This is a genomic window from Hyphococcus sp. (assembly GCF_965267305.1).
GTDB lineage: Bacteria > Pseudomonadota > Alphaproteobacteria > Caulobacterales > Parvularculaceae > Hyphococcus.
The window spans coordinates 553,280-573,603 of the sequence record NZ_OZ253945.1; the positions used below are offsets into that span (position 1 = coordinate 553,280).

Genomic DNA, 20,324 nt, shown 5'->3' on the forward strand with positions numbered 1-20,324 from the left:
GCAAGCGGGGACGAGCCTGCAGTGGGCGGGGCTGCATTTAACTTTGTCCGGAGCCGCGGCGGGAAACAAAAACGCGAATGCGCATGAAAATCAGATCGGGCGTCCGGTTTCCGGAGGAAAGGGCGGGCAATGCAGGTCTCATCGCCACGGTGGCGATGGCCTTCGCTGGCGTGATCGTCGGCGCGCTTTCCGCCTATCTCGGAGAACGCGGCGCGACTGCAAGCGCAGCGAGCCAACCGCCGGCGGCGCAAATCGAAACGGCGGCCGATCCTCTCCGCGAAGAGCGCGAGCGCATCATCGCGGAAATCGTTTCCGGCGCGCCCGAACGCCTGCCGGCGCCGAATGGCAGCCTTCATCCCTATCAGAAGCCGAGAGAACGGCCGAAAGTCGTCATCATCATCGACGATATGGGCGTCGACCGGAAGAACAGCGAAAAAGCGCTGGCTCTGCCGGGGCCGGTGACGTTTTCGTTTCTGCCCTATGCGGGCAAGGTCCGCGATCTCGCCGACTCGGCGCGCCATCAGGGCGCGGAGGTGATGCTGCACCTTCCCATGGAGCCGCGCGGCGCCGCCGATCCCGGCCCCCACGCGCTGACATCCGGCATGACCGGCCGGGAATTCCTGAAAACCCTCGAATGGAATCTCGACCGCTTCGAAGGTTATGCGGGCGTCAACAATCACATGGGCTCGAAACTCACCGAAGACATCGCGGCGATGAAGACGCTGCTCGGTTATCTCGATCACCGCGACCTTTTCTTTCTCGACTCCGTGACAACCCCGGACAGCGCCGTGCGGCAGGCGGCGAAGGAGCTCGGCGTCGATATTCTTTATCGGGACGTTTTTCTCGATGACGTGGAAACCGAAGACGCTATTCGCGTGCAACTGGCGCTTGCCGAACGCATCGCGCGGGAAACGGGCTATGTGGTCGCCATCGGTCACCCGCGTCCGGAAACCATGAAGGTTCTCGGCCCGTGGCTGACCACGGCGCCGGCCCGGGGCTTCGACCTCATATACGCCAGCGCGCTCCGCCAGCCTGACGCCACGGCGCAGGCCCAGACGGTCGCCGCCGCGCCCGACCTGCGTCTCTGAGAGCCGCGCGCCGCCAGGTTTGTCCTGCATGTTTACTGGGCTTGCGGCGAATGTGGCGCCATTTGACATTTTGTGCTCCGGCCCTTTCATCTTCTTCAACTCCCGAGACTCGCGCTTGCGCAACCTGATGGCGGCGCCGCAGAGCAGCCGCGCATGTCGCCGCGAGCGATTCGTTGCGACTCGCTTCAGCAGGAGTCTCATTACGGTCAGGAGGGATCATACCTCCGCCGGAAAAGCGGGGGATAACTATTCACCGATACTGGGAAATATTGAAGAATTCGCCTGTTTGATGTGTTTCTCCCGTTATGGATGTGCGTTTCGCGCACAAAAAAAGGGGCGCCGAAGCGCCCCTTCTCAATGGCGTCTGAATCGACTGATTACGCAGCCTTCTTCTCGGCGATATAGGCGTCAACCAGTTCTTCAAGAATCGGCAGAGCGACGGCGCCGTTCTTCAGGACGGCGTCGTGGAAATCGCGAATGTCGAAATCGTCGCCAAGTTCTTTCTTCGCTTTTTCGCGCAGATCGAGAATTTTGATCATGCCGATCTTGTAGGAAAGCGCCTGGCCCGGCGTGTCGAGATAGCGCTCGACTTCCTTGGTCGCGTCTTCCTCGGTCATCGGATTGTTGTCGAGCATGTATTTGATCATCTGCTCGCGCGTCCATTTTTTCGAATGGCCGCCCGTGTCGACAACGAGACGGCAGGCGCGCAGCATTTCGTTCTGCAGCCGGCCGAAATCCTGCATGGGATCGGTGAAGCGGCCTTCCTCTTTGGCGAGGCGCTCAGCGTAAAGGCCCCAGCCTTCTGTATAGGCGCCGAAGAACGCGAATTTCTGGAACGTCGGAACGCCGGTCAGCTCCTGCTGAATGGCGATCTGGAAATGGTGGCCCGGCGCGCCTTCGTGATAGGCGACAGTCTCCATTTCGTGCTTCTGCTTGGTCGTCATGTCCTTGAGGTTGACGTAGTAGATGCCGGGACGCGATCCGTCCGGGGACGGACGGTTGTAGAACGCGATCGGCGCAGTTTCTTCTCGCCACTCCTCGACTTTGCGCACTTCAAGCGGGGCCTGCGGCAGGATGTTGAAGTACTTGTCGACGTCCGCGTAGATCGAGTCGATATAGGCTTTCGACTGGTCGAGATAAGCCTGCTGGCCTTCTTCCGTGTTCGGGAAGAAATTCGACGGGTCGGTGCGCAGGAAATCGAAAAACTCCGAAAGCGTGCCGTCGAAGCCCACTTGCTTCATGATCGTTTCCATTTCCTTGCGGATGCGTTTCACATCCTTGAGGCCGATCTTGTGAATTTCGGCGGCCGTCAGGTCTTTTTCGCTGGTCCAGAAGGAAACCTGATTTTCGTAAAACGCTTTGCCGTCGGGCAGGGCCCAGACGCCGTTGGGACCGTGAGACTTGTCGCGCAGGGATGAGACCTTGGCGATGAACCGTTCGACGGACTCCTTGTAAGGCCCGGTCAGGGCCGCTTCGGCCTCCGAGATGAGCCGCGCCTTTTCGGCGTCGGAGATCTCAAGCGCATCGACCTTGCTCTTGAAGTCCGCATAGATCGCATTGTCTTCGCCGGAATCATCGAAGGGCGCGCCCTTAATCATGTTGGCGGTGTCTTTCAGCACCGGATCGAAGGAATAGGAGGTCGGAACAACGCCGATCTCGGTCGACTTGTCGATGCCCTCGATCAATTGATCCATGGCGGTCTCGAGCTTGTTGATGCGGGAGATATAGGCTTCTGCGTCAGAAACGTTAGCCACGCTATGAATGTTCTGCAGAAATGTCGCCGGGAAGGTCGACGGATTGTTCATGGTCGAAAACTGATAGCCGTGGAACCGGTATTTGAAACCTTCGAGCTGGCGCTCCTGCAAAAACTCGAAAATGCGGTAACTGACTTTGGATTGCTCTGAGAGCGCATCATAATCGAATTCGGCGCGCAGGCGGTTGAGATCTTCCTTCGTCTCTTCGTTCTGGCGGATGGCTTCAGCGTCGGAGAAATCGTCCCACTCGCCATAACGGTCGGTCTTCATGCCGAGCTGCGCCTGCAGGATCGGACTATTGGCGAGATTGCGCTGGAAAATTTCCTCGAAAAACGCGGCGAGGCGTTCGTCTTCAGTCTGCGCGGCTTCCGCCGCGGCGGGTTCAGCGCTTTGGGCGTAGACGTTTGCGCCGGCGAGCGCGGCGAACGCGGTTGTCGCCGCCAGCACGGCTTTGAGAGATTTCATCATGAAAAGGCCCCTTCTATGGTCTTGCGGAAGCGAGGGGAATGGCCCCACGCGGGTTAAACCGGTTTTAGTGCATATCGCCGTTTGGAGACGCCGTCTTCATCGCATGGTTCGGGCGGTTCGTCGCAAAGCCGGGCCGGAATAGGCCCCAACTCGCCTAAAGGTCAGCGATTGCCCTCGCGTTCAAGGGCGGACTCGGCGGCGGCGAAGAGAGCCTTCGCCTTGTTTTCGCATTCGGCCTGTTCGGAGGCGGGGTCGGAATCGGCGACGATCCCCGCGCCCGCCTGGACATGCATGACGCCGTCTTTGACGACCGCTGTCCGAAGCGCGATGCAGGTGTCCACATTGCCATTGGCGGAGAAATAGCCGATGGCGCCCGCGTAAACGCCGCGCGCGTCTTTTTCCAGTTCGTCGATAATCTCCATGGCGCGAATTTTCGGCGCGCCGGAAACCGTGCCGGCCGGAAAGCCGCTGACGACAGCGTTCACCGGATGCTCGTCATCGCGCAAACGCCCCACGACATTGGAGACAATGTGCATCACATGGCTGTAGCGTTCGATGGCGAACTGATCCGTTACTTTAACCGTGCCGATGGCCGCAGATCTGCCCACATCATTGCGCCCGAGATCGAGCAGCATCAGATGTTCGGCGCGCTCTTTCGGGTCGTTGATGAGTTCTTCTTCGAGACGCTTGTCCTCCGCTGTTGTCGCACCGCGCGGACGCGTGCCGGCGATGGGGCGGATGGTGATCTCGCCGTCGCGCACGCGCACCAGAATTTCGGGACTCGATCCGATGACGGAGAAATCCTCGAAATTGAAATAGAACATGAAAGGCGAGGGGTTCGAGCGCCGAAGCGCGCGATAAAGCGAGAAGGCCGGCGCCGCAAAGGGCCTCGAAAAGCGCTGGCTCAACACGACCTGAAAGATGTCGCCCGCCGCGATATAATCCTTCGCGCGCGCGACCATGCTTTTGTACTCGGCTTCGGAGGTGTTTGACGTTTGCGGCGCATCGAGAAGGGTTTCATCAAAAGGCGTTCGCGCTTCCGCCAGCGGCGACTGCAGATCGGAAACGGCGTCCGCAAGACGTTCGGACGCGCGCGAATAGGCGGCGCGCGCGGAAACCCCCGACTCGGGGCGGACGGCTGAGAAGAGACTGATCTCCTGGCGCACATTATCGAAGATCGCGACGATCGTCGGGCGAATGAACAGGGCGTCCGGCGTTCCAAGCCCGCCTTCGGGTTTCGGTCCGAGCCGCTCCATCTGGCGCACCATGTCATAGCCGAGATAGCCGAAGACGCCGGCCGCCATGGGCGGCGCGCCTTCGGGCGGCGCCAGTTCGGACTCGGCGAGCAGCCTTTTCAGATTGTCGAGCGCGGGCCCGTCTTCAGGTTTGAAGGCGTTCACATCCGCGGCGGCGTCTCGGTTAATCTCCGAGCGCGCTCCATTCGCCCGCCAAATGACGTCCGGCTTGAAACCAATGATGGAGAACCGGCCAAGCTGTTCGCCGCCCTCAACCGACTCCAGCAGAAACGCATTCTTGCGATTGGCGGCGAGCTTCAGATAGGCCGACACCGGCGTTTCAAGATCGTTGACGAGACTGCGCCACACAAGCTGCGGGCGCCCCTCAGCGTAAGTCCGTTCGAATGCCGTAAATTCGGGACTTACGCTCACGCCTCTTAGAATCCGTCGTTAAAGAGCGCGTCGATCTGCGACTGGTTGATCTTCACGCCATAGTCATCGCGGATGCCGTCGACGAACGCCGACACCAGCTCCTGATCAAGCTGCATGCCCACCAGCTCGGCGAGACGGGCTTCTTCGACCGGGGAAATCGCGCTTCGGCCATATCCGATTTCACGCACCTCGGCGACGACTTGCGCGCCGTTATTGCCGACCGTGCTGGAAACGAGATCGTTAAGATTGGCGAAGAAGATCGTTTCGTTGAAGTTCCTGTCGATCGTTTCATTGGTGAAACGGCGGTCGATCACGAGCTCAATCGGCGCGCGGTCGTATTTTCCGGCGACGTCTTCAAGGCTTTCGCCGGCCGTCACAGCTTCGCGAATGGCGGCGACGGTCTTTTCGATCCGCGCCCGGCGCTCATCTGCGCGCCAGCGGTTTTTAACTTCGGTTTCGACATATTCATAAGGTTTCAATGCGGGCGGCGTGATCTCGCGGAGCGAGACGAAGAAGTAACCGTCGTCACTGGCGAGACGCATCGCTTCGCTCTGCTCGCCTTCATCAAGCTGAAACGCTTCTGCGATGGCTTCCCCCGGAACCTTGTCGATGATGGCGCCGCCGGGCGCGAAGCTGAGGCGGTCGATGGGGCCGAAGGTTTCGATTTTGAAGCCGGCCGTTTCCGCCGCTTCGGCGAGTTCGGCGCCGGTGTCGCGAACTTCCTCGATTTCGTCGATAGCGTCCTGCATGCGGCGGCGCACGTCATTGTCGAGGAAGGAGGCTTCAAGTTCGGCGCGCACATCTTCAAAGGAGCGCTCCTCGCCCGGCGTAACGCCGGCCACCTGCGCGACGGTCCAGCCGAAGAGGCTGCGCACCGGCCCGACCACATCACCTTCGCCGACGTCTTCGGCGAAAGCGGCCGAGCCGACCGCAGGATCGACGATCTGGCTCTGCGTTGCATCTGCGAAAGTAACGGCAGCGAGGGAAAGCCCCCGCGCCTCGGCGAGATTTTCAAAAGGCTTGCCTTGTTCGAGATCGGCGATAGCGGCCGCGGCCTCCGCCTCTGTTTCATAGGTAATCTGATAGACTGTACGGGTTTCAGGCGTCGAATAGCGCCGGTCTTTGCCGGCTTCGTAAAGGCGGCGCATTTCCTCTTCCGGCGCCTCGAGACCTTCGCGGAAATCTTCACTGCGCAGGACGAGGAGATCGAAGGTTCTGTATTCCGGCGCAGTGAAGAGCGGCGCGTTTTCGTCGTAATAGGTTTTCAGGTCTTCCGGCGTGGGCTCCACGGCGTCGCCCGCCATATTATCCGTCACGGTGATATAGGCGATGCGGCGGCGCTCGGTTTCGCGCAGGATCATCGCCTCCATGAATGTTCCGGGCGCCGCGGTTTCGGAAACCAGCGCTTCGACAAGCTGGGCCCGGCGCAGATCGTCGCGCATGATGTCTTCGAACTGTGTGACCGTCAGGCCGTTGTTCAGAAGAATGGATTCCAGCGTTGTCGGGTCGAACTGGCCCGTCGCGGGGTTTTGGAAATTCTCATTGTTCTGAAGAAAATCCCGGATCGCTTCCCGGGGCAGGGCGAGGTTCATCTTCTGGGCGTACTGGTCGAGCGCCGACTGGGTGATCAGCCGGTCGACGACCTGGCCGGGCATGCCGCTGGCGACCGCCGCCTCGCGGGTGAAGTCGCCGCCGGATTCGCGCGCCGCGCGCTGGAAGGTCTGGTCGAATTCCTGGCTCACCGTGCGCTGGGAAAAGCTTTCGCCGCCGACGCTGACCGCCGCGCTGGAGAAAAGCTGGCTCGCCTGTGGCACCTGCCATAGGGCGAAAGCCGCAACCAACAAGATGATGACGATCCAGGCCACCACTCCCTTGAGCGCGCCGCGAACCTGACTAAGCATTTATACCGCCTCGATTTATTGGACCCCGGCGCCGGGGCCGGGACCCTATTTCAAAATTGCGCGTAACCTAGTTGCGCCCTTCGCTCACGGCAAGGGCGGCCGGCGGGCGGTTTGTCCGGCTGGACAGGTCCCGCCGCATCGCTTACCCCCGGCCCAATCTCTAGGAAACTTGCAGAGGACCGATCCCATGAAACCGCTGATCGCCGGCAACTGGAAGATGAACGGACTTTCCGCCGCGCGGGCGGAGATCGAGGCCCTGATAGATAAACTCGGGGGGTCGGCGCCAGAGGATCGCGACGTTCTCATCTGCCCGCCAGCGACGCTCGTCGCCGCCTTCGCCGCCAGCTATTCGGACGAGGGCGTCCAGATCGGCGGTCAGGACTGCCATCCGAAGGCGAATGGCGCCCATACGGGCGATATCAGCGCGGAGATGCTGGCCGACGCCGGAGCCGCCTATGTCATTGTCGGCCATTCGGAACGCCGGGCCGATCACGGCGAAACCGACGCGGTCGTGAAATCGAAAGCCGAGGCGGCGTTTCGCGCCGGTCTGACGCCCATCATCTGCGTCGGCGAAACTAAAGAGGAGCGCGAGGCCGGAAAGGCGCTTGAGGTTGTCGGCGCGCAGCTCGCCGGCTCCTTGCCCGAAACCGGCGAAACCTATGTCGTCGCCTATGAACCGGTCTGGGCCATCGGCACCGGACTGACGCCGACCAATGATGACATCGCCGAGATGCACGATTTCATCCGCTCGAAAACGCCGGAAGCAACGCGCCTTCTTTATGGCGGTTCGGTGAAGCCCGGAAACGCCAAAGAAATTCTCGCTATCTCCAACGTCAATGGCGCGCTGGTGGGCGGCGCCAGCCTCAAGGCGGATGACTTTTATCCAATCATCGCCGCCGCGCCGGGAGGAATGTAAAACGGGATGCGCATGGTGCTCCTGATCGTTCTCTTTCTTCTCGCCGCCCTGACCGGGCTTGCCGGCTGCGCGGCCTGGTCGGTGCAAAAGGGCGCTCCCTCGATCGGAAAATTCATCGATGTTGAAGGCGAGCGTCTGCATGTCGTCGACATGGGTCCGAAAGACAGCGCCAAACCGCCGCTGATCCTGATCCATGGCGCGAGCGTGAATCTGCGCGACATGAAGCTGGCGCTGGGCGACCGCCTCGCCGCGGATCATCGGGTCATTCTCATCGACCGTCCCGGGCGCGGCTACTCGACTCGCCCCGATGACGGCTGGCGGCTTGAAACGCAGGCGCGTCTCATCAAAGGCGCCGTGGATGCGCTCGGCGCTGACAATCCGGTCGTCGTCGGACAAAGTTTTGGCGGCGCCGTCGCGCTGCGATATGCGCTTGAATATCAGAACGACATGAGCGGACTCGTCCTGCTGGCGCCGGTGAGTCACCAATGGCCAGGCGGCGTCGCCTGGTACAACAACGTGTCCGGCTGGCCCGTCGCTGGGTTTTTCCTGCGCCGCCTCGTGATCCCCGTTTATGGCCAGCTTTCAGCGCAGAGCGGCATCAAGGATTCGTTCGCGCCCGATACGCCGCCTGACAACTATTTTGAAGAAAGCGGCCTGTCGCTGTTGTTCCGGCCCCATGACTTCAAGGCGAATGCAGCGGACATCGCCAATCTCAAATCGGAGATTATCGCGCAGCAATCGCGCTACGCTACGCTGAAGCTTCCTGTCGCTGTCGTCACCGGAACGAGCGATTCAACCGTCAGCCCTCACATCCATTCGAAACAGCTTGCCCAAGATATCGAGGGCGCGTCGCTGACCCTGCTGCCGCACACTGGCCATGCGCTGCATCATTCGCAGACGGAGGCCATTATAAAAATCATCCGCATGATGACGGAGCGAGCCTAATGAGCGAGACCATCGACATCCGCCGCAAGAGGCTTCTTTATCTTGCGACCTATCGCGGCTTCAAGGAAGCGGACCTTCTGATCGGCGGTTTCGTGAAAGCCCATGTCGCCGGAATGGATGAGGGCGAACTGGACCAGCTCGAGGCGCTCCTCAAACAGAACGACCGGGAGCTTTACGCCTGGGCGACGGACAAGGCCGACGCGCCGGCGAATTTGCAAGGGTCCGTTCTCGAAAGGCTCAAGGCGTTCGAGATTCCGCGGCTCTAAAGCCCGCACCCAGCAATCTTTCATTAACCACGCGGAAATTTTCGCCTCCGTCCTAACCAGACGTTACCGATTTGCGTCTAGGACACGGCCGGGGAACGCGGGCTCGCCCGCCATAGGGAGAGTTGCGTAGCGTGTCGGCGGAAGCCTATTTCCAGCTTATGAATCCGCTGGTGTTCCTGCTCTTTGCGGCGGGGTTTTTCACCGTGAATGCAGTGCGTCCGTCGCGAGCTGTGCTGTTGCTGGCCATTTCCTATCTCACCGGCGCCGCCGCCTTTACGTCGGACATTCTCGAACAGGCGGGAATAATTTCCTTCGGAATTATCGTCGTCGGCTCGATTTACGCCATTACCGCCACACTCGCCTCCGCCGGGCTTGCGCTTTACTATCGCGGCACTGCCCCATGGCGGCTTTATGCAGCGGCCTTCGTCATTCATGTCTTTCTCTATAGCTGGTCTTTCAATTCGCTCGGCGCCGGCTGGACCAGCTCATTCATCGCGAATTTCGGCTGCGGGATCATTTTCACCATCGGCCTTGTCGCCATTCGCGGGCACACGCCGCGCAAGATCGACAAGCTGGTTTTCTGGCTCTACGCAATCAGTTGCTTTCAGGGTTTTGCCCGCCCGCTCGTCATGCTTTACGCCTCTGGCGGATCGCTTTCGCCAGAGAATTTCGATCAGGCGCTTTTTATCGTAATGCTGCATTTCGTCGTCGGCGCCTGCGCCGTGATGCTGGGGATGGCGCTTCTTGTCGCCTGCAGCACGGAAATCATCGAGGATCTGCGCGTGAGCTCGGTTACGGACCGGCTTTCAGGCATCTATAACCGGCGCGGTTTCGAAGACGTGGCGGAAGCCGCCTTGCGCAATCGCCGGGACAATGACTTCGCTGCTGTCATCCTCGCCGATATCGATCACTTCAAAAAGGTCAACGACACTCATGGTCATGCCTACGGGGATATGGTGATTGCAGAACTCGGGGCGCTGTTTACGGAATATGCCGACCGCGACCGCATCGCCGGCCGCATTGGCGGCGAAGAATTCGCCATGCTGGTGATGGGCGAACCGCTGCATGCGGCGAAGGAGCTTGCCGAGGCGCTGCGCGGCGATTTTGCGGAAATAAACATAGATGCAGCCAATACTGACGACGCCGATAATTTCACGGCGAGTTTCGGCGTTGCGTTGCGCCAGCCCGGCGAGAGCCTTCTGTCCCTCATCGCCCGCGCCGACGAAGCGCTGTATCTCTCGAAAGCCCTAGGCCGGAACCGTGTTTCCTGCGAAACTGATGTCCAGGTGGAAAAGCTGCGCAGCGCCGCCAGCGCACATCAGCGCCGGCAATATCGCGACGGCCTCTCCGCGGCGCGGGCCTGATTATCGCGAAGACCCGATCCGCCGCGTTGCTTTCCTCTGGCTCCCGGCCTACATCACCCTCCCAAAGTTGAACGCGGGCCGTCAAATCGGCGTCCCGCGCATTTTGCGTTGAGGAACTTGTATGGCGGACGGCAAGACAATGGTTTCGGGCATGGCGGCGGTGAGCGCCGAAACCGCCTGGAAAACGGAGGGCCGCCTCGAGGTTTTCGGCGCGCCCGAAGGCGCGGATGCGCTCGCCGTCGCTGACGCCGCGCGCGCGACGAACAATCTCGTCCTTCATATCGCCCGCGACGGAACCCGCGCCGCCGCCATGGCGCAGTCGCTGAAATTCTTCGCGCCCGACATTCCCGTTATCGAATATCCAGCATGGGACTGTCTGCCTTACGATCGCGTTTCGCCGTCGCCTGCGGTTTCGTCGAAGCGCATGGCCTCGCTCGCCGCGATCCAGCGGCGGGGCGAGGGCGCGTTCATCATCGTCGCGCCCATTAACGCCGCCGTTCAGAAAACCCCGCCGAAGGAGGTTATCGCGAACGCCGCCCTGTCGCTGGCGCCCGGCGCGACGATGGAGCTCGACGGTCTCACCTCCTATCTCGCCGCCAACGGCTATGCGCGATCCTCGACGGTGCGCGAGCCCGGCGAGTTCGCGGTGCGCGGCGGCCTTGTGGACATCTACCCGCCAGGCGCCGAAGAGCCCGTGCGTCTCGACTTCTTCGGCGACAGCCTCGAGAGCGTCCGCGCCTTCGACGCCGAAACCCAGCGGACGACTTGCCAGCTTTCCGGATTTTCGCTGGCGGCGGCGAGCGAAATCCTGTTGTCGGAAGAGACCATCTCCCGGTTCCGGAAGGGCTATGTGGCGGCGTTCGGCCCGGCGGGCGACGATCCGCTTTATGAAGCGGTGAGCGCAGGGCGCACTCATGCGGGCGCCGAGCACTGGCTGCCGCTTTTTTACGAGCGCGTGGATACGCTGTTCGACTTTGTCGGCGACGCGCTCGTCTTCATGGATCATCTCGCGGAAGAGGCTGTCGAGGAGCGGTTGGGCGCCATTCGCGATCACTACGATGCACGAGCCGAAGACACCGAGACGAGAAAACCTCGTAACAACGACTTCGCAGCGCCGGTTTACCGGCCGCTGAAGCCCGATGCGCTTTATCTCAGCGACGACGAGTGGAAAGAGCGCATGTTCACCACGAATTTGCGCCCGCTCTCGCCTTTCGCGCCGCCAGAAAACACGCGGGCCTTCAATTTCGGCGCGAAAGTCGGACGCACTTTCGCGGCTGAACGCGCCGCTGAAAACCTCAATGTCTTCGATGCGGTAAACAAGCATGCGCAATCGCTGATCGCGAACAAGAAAAAAGTCGTCATCGCCTGCTGGTCCGAAGGCTCCGCCGACCGGATGCAGACCGTGCTCGGCGATCATGGCGCGAAAGAGCTGGGGCAGGCGGGCGACTGGAACGCCGTCCTGAAATCCAACACGCCGATGATGACGGCGGTGCTGGGACTTGAGACGGGTTTCGAGACCCGGGACGCCGCCTTCATTTCCGAGCAAGACATTCTCGGCGACCGTTTGGTCCGCCGGGGCCGCAAGAAGCGGGCGGAGAATTTCCTTTCCGAAGCCTCGAGCCTTAATGTCGGCGATTTCGTCGTCCATGTGGATCACGGCATTGCGCGCTATCAGGGCCTCAAAACTCTTGAAGTGCAGGGCGCGCCTCATGACTGCCTGCATCTTGAATATCACGGCGGCGACAAGCTGTTCCTCCCCGTCGAGAATATCGAACTGCTGTCGCGCTTCGGCTCAGACGATGCGGGCGTGCAGCTTGACAAGCTCGGCGGCGCCGCGTGGCAGGGCCGCAAGGCGAAAATGCGCGCGCGCATCAAAATGCTGGCCGAACAGCTCATCGCCATCGCCGCCAAACGCGCCATGCGCCACGCCGACGCTGTCGAACCGGCGACCGGAACCTATGACGAATTCTGCGCGCGCTTTCCCTATGCGGAAACGGAAGATCAGGAAGCCGCGATCGCCGACGTCATTGAGGATTTTGCGAAAGGCCAGCCCATGGACCGGCTGGTCTGTGGCGATGTGGGTTTCGGCAAGACGGAAGTCGCGCTCCGCGCCGCTTTCATCATGGCGATGACCGGCCGTCAGGTGGCGGTGATCGCGCCGACGACCTTGCTGGCGCGCCAGCATTACAAAAACTTCGCCGAACGCTTCAAAGGCTTCCCGCTCAAGGTCGCGCAATTGTCGCGAATGGTCTCCGCCGCAGACCAGAAGGCGGCGAAAGACGGGCTCGCTTCGGGCGATGTGGACATCATCATCGGCACGCACGCGCTGTTGCAGAAGACGATCAAGTTCCGCGATCTCGGCATGGTCATTGTCGACGAGGAGCAGCATTTCGGCGTGAAGCACAAGGAACGGCTGAAAGAATACCGCGCCGATACGCACGTCCTGACGCTCACCGCTACGCCGATCCCGCGCACGCTGCAGCTCGCCATGTCGGGCATTCGCGATCTGTCGCTGATCGCGACGCCGCCGGTGGACCGGCTCGCGGTACGAACAACCGTCGGCCCATTCGATCCGGTCGTGGCGCGCGAAACCTTGCTGCGCGAGCATTATCGCGGCGGACAGAGTTTCTATGTTGCGCCGCGCATCGCCGATCTCGACGACATTGCGGAATACCTCTCCAACGAGTTGCCGGAACTGAAATTCAAGATCGCCCACGGACAGATGGCGGCGGGCGAGCTTGAGGACATCATGACCGCCTTCTATGAAGGCAAATTCGACGTGCTAGTCTCGACGACGATCATCGAATCCGGCCTCGACATTCCGACGGCCAACACCATTATCATCCACCGCGCCGACATGTTCGGCCTTGGCCAGCTTTATCAGCTTCGCGGCCGGGTGGGGCGGTCAAAACAGCGCGCTTACGCTTACCTCACCACGAGCGCGCGCAAGAAACTCACCGACGCCGCGCAGCGCCGCCTCAAGGTGATGCAGTCGCTCGATACGCTGGGCGCGGGCTTCACGCTGGCGAGCCACGACCTCGACATTCGCGGCGCGGGGAACCTTCTCGGCGAGGAACAGTCCGGGCATGTGAAGGAAGTCGGCGTCGAACTTTACCAGCACATGCTGGAGGAGGCGGTCGCCGAATTGCGCGAAGGCGGGGCGGCCGCAGACGACCAGTGGTCGCCACAGATCAATCTTGGAACCTCGGTGCTGATCCCCGAGACTTACGTCACCGATCTCGACGTCCGCATGGCGCTTTACCGGCGTCTTGGCGACGTGACATCACAGGAAGAAATCGACGCCTTCGGCGCCGAGCTCGTCGACCGTTTCGGCCGGATGCCGCGCGAGGTGGAGCACCTTCTCGAAATCGTCGCCATCAAGGCGACCTGCCGCAAGGCGGGCATCGCCAAGATCGACGCCGGGCCCAAGGGGGCCGTCATCTCCTTCCGCAACGACACATTCGCCAATGTGGCCGGCCTCGTTCAGTATATGGCGACCTCGCCCCTCGACGTGAAACTCCGGCCCGACCAGAAGGTCGTCTTCCGTCAGGAATGGGCGGACGACAAGGCGCGGCTCCGGGGCGCGAAGAAGATCGCCGGCATTATTGCGGAAATCGCCGAAAAGGCGGCCTGACGGGGGGTGCCCCTCCCTTGACCTCGCCCGGCCGGGCGCCTAGCTATCGCCAAACGTAAAGGAGTCACCCCCGATGAGCGACATTCAGAGCCAGATCAAGGCGCAGGTCGACGCCAACCCGGTCATGCTGTTCATGAAGGGGACGCCGCAATTCCCGCAATGCGGATTTTCGTCGGTGGTGGTGCAGATCCTCGACCATCTCGGCGTCGATTACCAATCCGCCAACGTGCTCGAATCCGACGAGCTCCGTCACGGCATCAAGGAATTTTCCGACTGGCCGACCATTCCGCAGCTTTACGTCAAAGGCGAATTCGTCGGCGGCTGCGACATCGTTCGGGAAATGTTCGAGCAGGGCGAGCTTCGCCAGTTCCTTCAGGACAAGGGCGTGCCGCTCGCGGCGTAATCTTATTTAGAGCCCAGCGTTTCGCCGAAAGCGTCGAAGATCGTGCCCGTCGCCGCGGCGAGTTCATATTGTGTGATGCGCACTTCATAGTCCGCCTGTGACGCATTGATCTGCGCAATGACGAGATCGCGCTGACCGTCGAGCACGTCGATAACGCTGCGCTGACCAGCGTTAAATTCCATATTTAGACCTTTGACCGACTGGCGCGCCGCTTCGATGCCGGACGTTGCCGCCGCGCGGCGGGCCTTTGCCTGGGCAAGCTGGCGCCAGGCGCGGCTGACAATTTCTTCAACGGCGAGAAGGGTCGCTGTCATTTGCGCTTCCTGCTGCGCCACCGAGGCGCCGGCGGAACGCACATTGGCGATGTTGTTCCCCTGCCGGAAAAGCGGCATGCGCATGCGCGCGACGAGCTGATATTCCTCATCTTCCTGCGCGGCGATCAGCGGATCTTCGCCATAGCGCTTGAAATAGCTGCCTTCGAGGGTGAGCTGCGGCGCAAGCACGCCGACGGCCGCGCTTTTGTCGTGACGCGCCGCCTCGGCCGCGGCGTCGGCGGCGGCGATCGCCGGATTGTTGTCGCGCGCGATGGCGAGCGCGTCTTCGACGGACGCAAAAAGGCTCGCGAGATCGCTGTCGTCGGCGGTCAGTTCGGCCGCAGGCGCGCGGCCGACAATGCGCGTATAGGCGGCTTCCACACGAGCGAGATTGGCGCGCGCTTCGCCAAGATCGACCTGCGCCTGCGCAAGGCGCATGCGCGCCTGCTCGACGCCGGTCCGGCTCTGGGCGCCGGCTTCGGCCCGCTTGCCGGTGACGGTGAGCTGCTGGTTGACGAGCCCCATATTCTCGATGCGGTGATCGACGATCTTGCGCGCCAGAATGACCGAAGCATGCGCGCGGGCCGCGTCGAGCGCCGTCTGCTGCATAGCGGACAGAAGCGCAAGTTCCGATTGCGAGACGCGCGCGCGCGCCGCGCGGAAACGGTTGAAGGCGGACAGCCCCTGAAACAAGGGCTGCACCGCGGTCACGCCGACAGTCGCGCCCTCGCTTTCATTGCGGAGCTCGAATCCATCGCTGCGCCAGCGGTCGTCCGTGTAGGATGCGACCGCCTCCACATCGGGCAAAAACCCGCCAAGGGCCCGAAAACGTTCCGCCCTTGCGGCGTCTTCCCGCGCGGCCGCAGCGCGAATGTCCGGATTGTGGCGAAGGGCGTCACGGATCGCGCCGATGACGGTCTCAGGACCTTGCGCCTCAAGATCGACGGGGGCCGCGCCCTCGAACGCGTCGTAAACGCTGCCGGCCGCATCATCGGCGCCAAAAGTTTGCGCCGGCGCGAGGGCCAGAGCACAAAGCGCTGATAACAAACAGAGTCTTCCGGCCATTGCCCCGCACTTCCTTGGCTGACGGGATAGCGCGGATATGGTTAACGATTTGTTTACTTAGCCCAGAGCCTCGCCGGTCAGCATGGATCGGACGGGGTCAGATCCGTCCCAGGCAAGGGAAGCGCGGTAAAACGAGGTGAACATCTCATCGAGGCCCGGCGTGTCCTCAATGAGCTCCAGAAAGCCCGGCATCTCGCCCTTGGTGTCAAGATAGGCGACGAGGCCGCCGCTCGGCACCCCGGCCTCGAAAGCAAGCTCATAGCCGAGCGCCTGATAGGCCTTGAGGTCGGCCGCGTAATCCATGGACGACTTGCCGAAATGATGAAACCCGTAGCCGCGCGCCTCAATCGTTTCCTTGTAGACCGATGGATGATCGTCATTGGGTTGCAACAGCTCGATCTGCATGTGACCGGCGAAGGCCATGGCGATGGAGATGTCGGCGACCGCCGGAGCGCCGCGATAGGTCCCGTTCTCGCCGGTGAAATGGTCGAGCAGAAACCACGGCCCCACCTTCATGCGCGAGCGCCATTTCTCCATGGCCTCGTGAATGTCTTCAACGACATAGGCGGTCTGAATGATGCCGCCTTTCGGCTGGCCGAAGCTGTAAAGTCCCATGGCGTGTTCTCTCCATTCCGCCCGTCCTGTTGAAATCTTTCCTTACCACAAAGGCCGGACGAGGGGAGAGATGGCCGTATTCCGGCAGGCGTCGAAAGGGGGGAAGAGGCGGTGCAACGCCTTGCAATGCCTTTCAATTCCGGGCATTACCGGCGGCGGAGACGTGGCCGAGTGGTCGAAGGCGCTCCCCTGCTAAGGGAGTATACGCCAAAAGCGTATCGAGGGTTCGAATCCCTTCGTCTCCGCCAGATTTTCACCTGAGGACATGACCGAACAGTCTTCACGCGAAAGTCTGTTTGAACCCTCGTCTTAAAGATTGCGCGCCTACGGCGCGCGGGGTTCGAATCCCTTCGTTTCCGCCCGACGCCTGCCGAAACGGGGCGCCTATAGATTTTAGCTTGTGCTGAGCTGGAATTTTCGGAACCGGGCCCCCGCGTAATCGATTTGACCGATATACTCAGCGCCCATCCGCGCGAGCCCCCGAAGGCGCCGCCGGGACATGGGCAACAGGAAGGTCACAAAGGGAATGCGCGGATCGGCTTTCGCGAAGTCGAGAGCTTTTCTGGTGAGGCGCATGCCGAGTCCGAAATGGTCGGGCTTCAGCACCAACCCGAAATCCCATTCGTCGCCTTCCTTCTGAAATCCGCCCCATCCTACATACAGGCCGTCGCAGAGAAACGCCCAATGACCGAGGCCGTCTCTACGCCAGCATTCCTCCTTCGCTTCAATGAATTCTCTTGTCTTGCTCTCGTCCCAAGCAAAATCGAGGAGCGGCATGTGCTCAGCGACGCGCGGATCCGACATATGGGCTGTGATCTCGTTCGGTGAAACGTCCGGCAATCGCGCGAATGTCAGTCTGCATGGGGAAGTGGGGATCATTCAGCACCCGATATCCCCTGGAAATCGCTTTCACAAGCAAAGAGCGAGGCTCTCTATATCAAGAACAAGTGTAGTGAAGGCGAAACGTTCCTGCGTTACTGGCACATGCCTCGGTCTTCGAGATCCGCCAGCATCTTGGCGTTCAGTTCGGCGGCGTCGAGGTCTTCCTCGGAATTGCGAAGGAGAAACTCCCGGTATGCGTCGCAATATTCCTGTTCGCTGAGCGGCGTCGAAAAGTCGACGATATCGTCCGCTTCGTCTTCCGCCATGGGCGGCATATCCGCAGCATTTTCCAAGACATCACCGCCATCGGTCAGATCCGCATTCTCGGCGAGGTTTTCTTCCGCGACGATGTCGTCTGTAAGATCGCCCTCTGGCGCCGGTTCCGGTTCTGGCGTGAGGATATGCGTTTCAGCCGCCGGAGCCGCGCCAGAAGCGGATTGCGCAGCCGCTTCCATGATATCCGCGGCTTCTTCGACGCTGACGGCGCGCGCTCCATCCGGCGTCGTCTCTTCGCGTTGCAGCGGCTTTAAAACCGGGACCGGCGCATCCGGCTGCTCAAGTTTCGGGGTCTTGCGCTTGACTTGCCTTTTCTTGAGGCCGGACGACTCGCCGTTCGCATCGTTGAAGGCGATGGGTGAGGCGGATGTCGCCTCTTCTCCGGGCGCAGATAATGGCGCGCCGGCGTCGCCGGGCATTCGCGGCGGGTTCTGCATGGCGTAACGGCGCGCGCGTTCCCGCGTGCGTTCGGGAACGGGCGGCAGGGCCTGTGCGCTGTAGCGCGAGGCGGCGTTCGCCAGAACCAGCGACGGCGCCAGCGCATTGGCGATGCGGTTGCGCGCGCCGCCGCGTTCGATGTCCGAGGCAAGCTTGCCGGGGATCGGCTCTTCGCTCAGCCGCCCGCGATAGACCTGCACATTTTCAAGCACGCGCTGCACATAGTTGCGGGTTTCCGAAAACGGGATCAGCTCAACCCAGTCGAGGGGATCGACGCTGTCGCTTCTTGGATCGCCATAATCGCCGATCCACTGATCGACCCGCGCCGCGCCGGCGTTGTATCCGGCGAGGGTCATGACGAGAGAGCCGTCAAATCGATCCAGAAGATGCGACAGATGCGCGGAGCCGAGGGTCATGTTGTAGGCGGGATCGTCGAGAAGGGCGTTGCGCGAATAGACAAGACCTTCTTTGCGCGCCGTGATCTGCGCCGTCGTCGGAATGAGCTGCATCACGCCTCTGGCGCCGGCGCGCGAATAGGCGCGCGGGTTGAATTCGCTTTCCTGCCGCGAAAGACCGAGAATGATTTCCGGCGATACGAATCTCGCCGCCTCGTCGGGAACGAAGACCAGCGGATAGGCGACATCGGGCGCGAAGGCGCCGCGCTGGATCGCCACCTTGCCGGCGCGCACGGTGAGATGCGGCGCGCCTTCGCCATTGGTCAACTTGGCGAGCTCGATATATTCGCCGGGCCGCTCCAGCTGGTCGTCCACATGATAGGCGAAGACCATGAACTCGTATTCTAGGTCAAGATCGGTGAGCATCCGCAGCGCCGCCACCGTCGGCCGCGAAGAAAACAAGGCGCGCTCGGCCGGGCTCGACTGCGCCATTTCTCCGAAAGTCGACGCAGCAAACGCGCCCCCGAGTTTTTCCGCCGCCAATTGTCCGTAATAGGAATAATAATGTTCCGCGGCGTTTGCGTAATAGGCTCGCGCGCTTGCGGGATCTTCCTTCGCCTCGGCGGCGCGCCCGAGCCAGTAATAGGCGCGCGAGACGGAAATCGGCGATTCCACTCCTGAGGCGAGCGCAAGGAAATGCGTCTCCGCGCGTTCTGGCTCATTGAGGAAGCGCAGGGCGATCCAGCCCGCATAAAACTCAGCTTCCGCATATTCCGCGCCTTCGCTCATCCGGTGGCCGGCGGCGACCTGATAGGCGTCGGCGAAGCGGCCGTTCTTCAGCGCCCACCGCATCAGGAGATTGCGCTCGTCCCACCAGCGGCCTCCATCTCTCAGCTCGGCGGGATCGTTCGGCGCCATGTCGGCGAGCGCCAGGGCGTATTGCTCCTCGCCGCGGCGGCGGTGATAGCGCACGGCCGCATGCAACATCCCGGAATCGAGTTTGTCCTTCTCGGACAAACGGTCGAACATTTTCTGGGCGTCTGACGCCTGCAGGAGAAGCGCCGCGCGGGTCTCCGCATTCTTGCGCTCATGGGAGTCGAGATAGGGGAAAACGCGCCGCGCATTCGTCACCTGCCGACCCCAGAGGAGCTTGTCGACGCGCGCCGCGTGATCTTCTTTCGTCAGCCTGCCGCCGTAATTGGACAGGATGCGCCGCTCTTCCGCGAGCGTGAAACTGTCGTTGATCCACGCATCGCGAACGAGGCGCTCTCCGCCAATGGCGTCGCCCACGGTGAAAAGCGCCCGCGCAAGCTGCAGCTTGCCGGCGGCCGTCACTGGCTCGCGGCTGTCGAAGAATGCGAGCACCTCATCTGCCGGCGCCGAATCCGGTATTTTTTTCTCGATCCATGCATGGATGCGATAAAGCGCCGGCCAGTCGGGATTTGCGTCGAGAAACCCGTCCGCAATGGTGAAGTCGGCGGCAGGATCCTGCGCCATGAAATACATCCACTCGCCAAGGCCCCGTGCGATCGGATCCTGGACGAGGCTGATAAGCGAGACGGCTGTGGGAAACTGCTTCGCCTTGAGCGCCGCATGAGCGGCGAGAAGCCGTTCCTTGTCGCCCCGGCTGAGATAGAGAGGCCCGGGCGCTGCGGGCTTCACCCGCGGCGCGACATCCGCCATGCCTGCGACGGCAAGGGAGGGGACAGACACAGCCATTGCGGCGAGCGCAGCAGCGCCGGCCCTCAGCCATTTTCCTGCCCTTCCCGGAAAGCGCCTTTTCATCCCCTTGGGCGCCAAACGCACCATACCCAGTAAACTCCCGCTTCAGAACACCGGCCCGCCTCACAATAGCCCAAACTGGCCGTCATCCAAACAGGCGGCGCTTGCTGAAACGGCGCGACGGCGTTAGGGGTGGCGTTAAATTTGAGAA

General features: G+C 61.6%; 14 protein-coding genes and 1 tRNA gene. 8 read left to right on the forward strand and 7 right to left on the reverse strand.

Annotated features, from left to right (window positions below):
* Window positions 1–83 precede the first annotated feature (83 nt).
* Complete coding sequence (locus ACQY5P_RS02630; RefSeq protein WP_428409294.1) at window positions 84–1,088, forward strand: divergent polysaccharide deacetylase family protein; 1,005 nt, start codon at window positions 84–86, stop codon at window positions 1,086–1,088.
* 377 nt (window positions 1,089–1,465) lie between these two features.
* Here the strand turns inward: ACQY5P_RS02630 and ACQY5P_RS02635 are convergent, their stop codons facing one another.
* From ACQY5P_RS02635 to ACQY5P_RS02645, 3 genes are all read right to left on the reverse strand, one after another.
* Entirely contained in the window at window positions 1,466–3,310 is a 1,845-nt protein-coding gene (locus ACQY5P_RS02635; protein ID WP_428409295.1) for a DUF885 domain-containing protein, read from the reverse strand.
* A 161-nt stretch (window positions 3,311–3,471) separates the two neighbouring features.
* Window positions 3,472–4,977: an anthranilate synthase component I gene (gene trpE, locus ACQY5P_RS02640; protein ID WP_428409296.1), complete on the reverse strand. Its 1,506-nt coding sequence runs from the start codon at window positions 4,975–4,977 to the stop codon at window positions 3,472–3,474.
* A 5-nt stretch (window positions 4,978–4,982) separates the two neighbouring features.
* Window positions 4,983–6,878, reverse strand: coding sequence for a SurA N-terminal domain-containing protein (locus tag ACQY5P_RS02645; protein WP_428409297.1), 1,896 nt, complete (start codon window positions 6,876–6,878; stop codon window positions 4,983–4,985).
* A gap of 187 nt (window positions 6,879–7,065) precedes the next feature.
* Here ACQY5P_RS02645 and tpiA point away from each other — a divergent pair, with 187 nt between their 5' ends.
* The 6 genes from tpiA to grxD all read left to right on the forward strand — a co-directional run bounded on the left by tpiA (window position 7,066) and on the right by grxD (window position 14,406).
* Entirely contained in the window at window positions 7,066–7,794 is a 729-nt protein-coding gene (tpiA, locus tag ACQY5P_RS02650) for a triose-phosphate isomerase (RefSeq protein ID WP_428409298.1), read from the forward strand.
* A 6-nt stretch (window positions 7,795–7,800) separates the two neighbouring features.
* Complete coding sequence (locus tag ACQY5P_RS02655) at window positions 7,801–8,739, forward strand: alpha/beta fold hydrolase (protein WP_428409299.1); 939 nt, start codon at window positions 7,801–7,803, stop codon at window positions 8,737–8,739.
* Complete coding sequence (locus ACQY5P_RS02660) at window positions 8,739–9,005, forward strand: succinate dehydrogenase assembly factor 2 (protein ID WP_428409300.1); 267 nt, start codon at window positions 8,739–8,741, stop codon at window positions 9,003–9,005. Before ACQY5P_RS02655 ends, ACQY5P_RS02660 begins: the two co-directional genes overlap by 1 nt.
* 131 nt (window positions 9,006–9,136) lie before the next feature.
* A complete protein-coding gene (locus ACQY5P_RS02665; protein WP_428409301.1) occupies window positions 9,137–10,369 on the forward strand; it encodes a diguanylate cyclase in 1,233 nt (410 codons plus the stop codon).
* 121 nt (window positions 10,370–10,490) lie between these two features.
* On the forward strand, window positions 10,491–14,003 hold the full coding sequence (gene mfd / locus ACQY5P_RS02670) for a transcription-repair coupling factor (RefSeq protein WP_428409302.1): 3,513 nt from the start codon (window positions 10,491–10,493) through the stop codon (window positions 14,001–14,003).
* 73 nt (window positions 14,004–14,076) lie between these two features.
* Window positions 14,077–14,406 carry a Grx4 family monothiol glutaredoxin gene (gene grxD, locus ACQY5P_RS02675; RefSeq protein ID WP_428409303.1) on the forward strand — a complete coding sequence of 110 codons (330 nt, stop codon included), beginning with the start codon at window positions 14,077–14,079 and terminating at the stop codon, window positions 14,404–14,406.
* 2 nt (window positions 14,407–14,408) lie between these two features.
* Here grxD and ACQY5P_RS02680 read toward each other — a convergent pair whose 3' ends face one another.
* Together ACQY5P_RS02680 and ACQY5P_RS02685 are read right to left on the reverse strand one after the other, a co-directional pair.
* Complete coding sequence (locus ACQY5P_RS02680) at window positions 14,409–15,785, reverse strand: TolC family protein (protein WP_428409304.1); 1,377 nt, start codon at window positions 15,783–15,785, stop codon at window positions 14,409–14,411.
* 57 nt (window positions 15,786–15,842) lie between these two features.
* Complete coding sequence (locus ACQY5P_RS02685) at window positions 15,843–16,400, reverse strand: VOC family protein (RefSeq protein WP_428409305.1); 558 nt, start codon at window positions 16,398–16,400, stop codon at window positions 15,843–15,845.
* Window positions 16,401–16,557: 157 nt separating this feature from the next.
* On the opposite strand from ACQY5P_RS02685, the gene ACQY5P_RS02690 reads away from it, so the two are divergent.
* Window positions 16,558–16,648: transfer RNA gene (locus ACQY5P_RS02690), tRNA-Ser, on the forward strand.
* A 145-nt stretch (window positions 16,649–16,793) separates the two neighbouring features.
* Here ACQY5P_RS02690 and ACQY5P_RS02695 read toward each other — a convergent pair.
* A complete protein-coding gene (locus tag ACQY5P_RS02695; protein ID WP_428409306.1) occupies window positions 16,794–17,279 on the reverse strand; it encodes a GNAT family N-acetyltransferase in 486 nt (161 codons plus the stop codon).
* 95 nt (window positions 17,280–17,374) lie between these two features.
* On the reverse strand, window positions 17,375–20,110 hold the full coding sequence (locus ACQY5P_RS02700; RefSeq protein ID WP_428409307.1) for a transglycosylase SLT domain-containing protein: 2,736 nt from the start codon (window positions 20,108–20,110) through the stop codon (window positions 17,375–17,377).
* Window positions 20,111–20,324 lie beyond the last annotated feature (214 nt).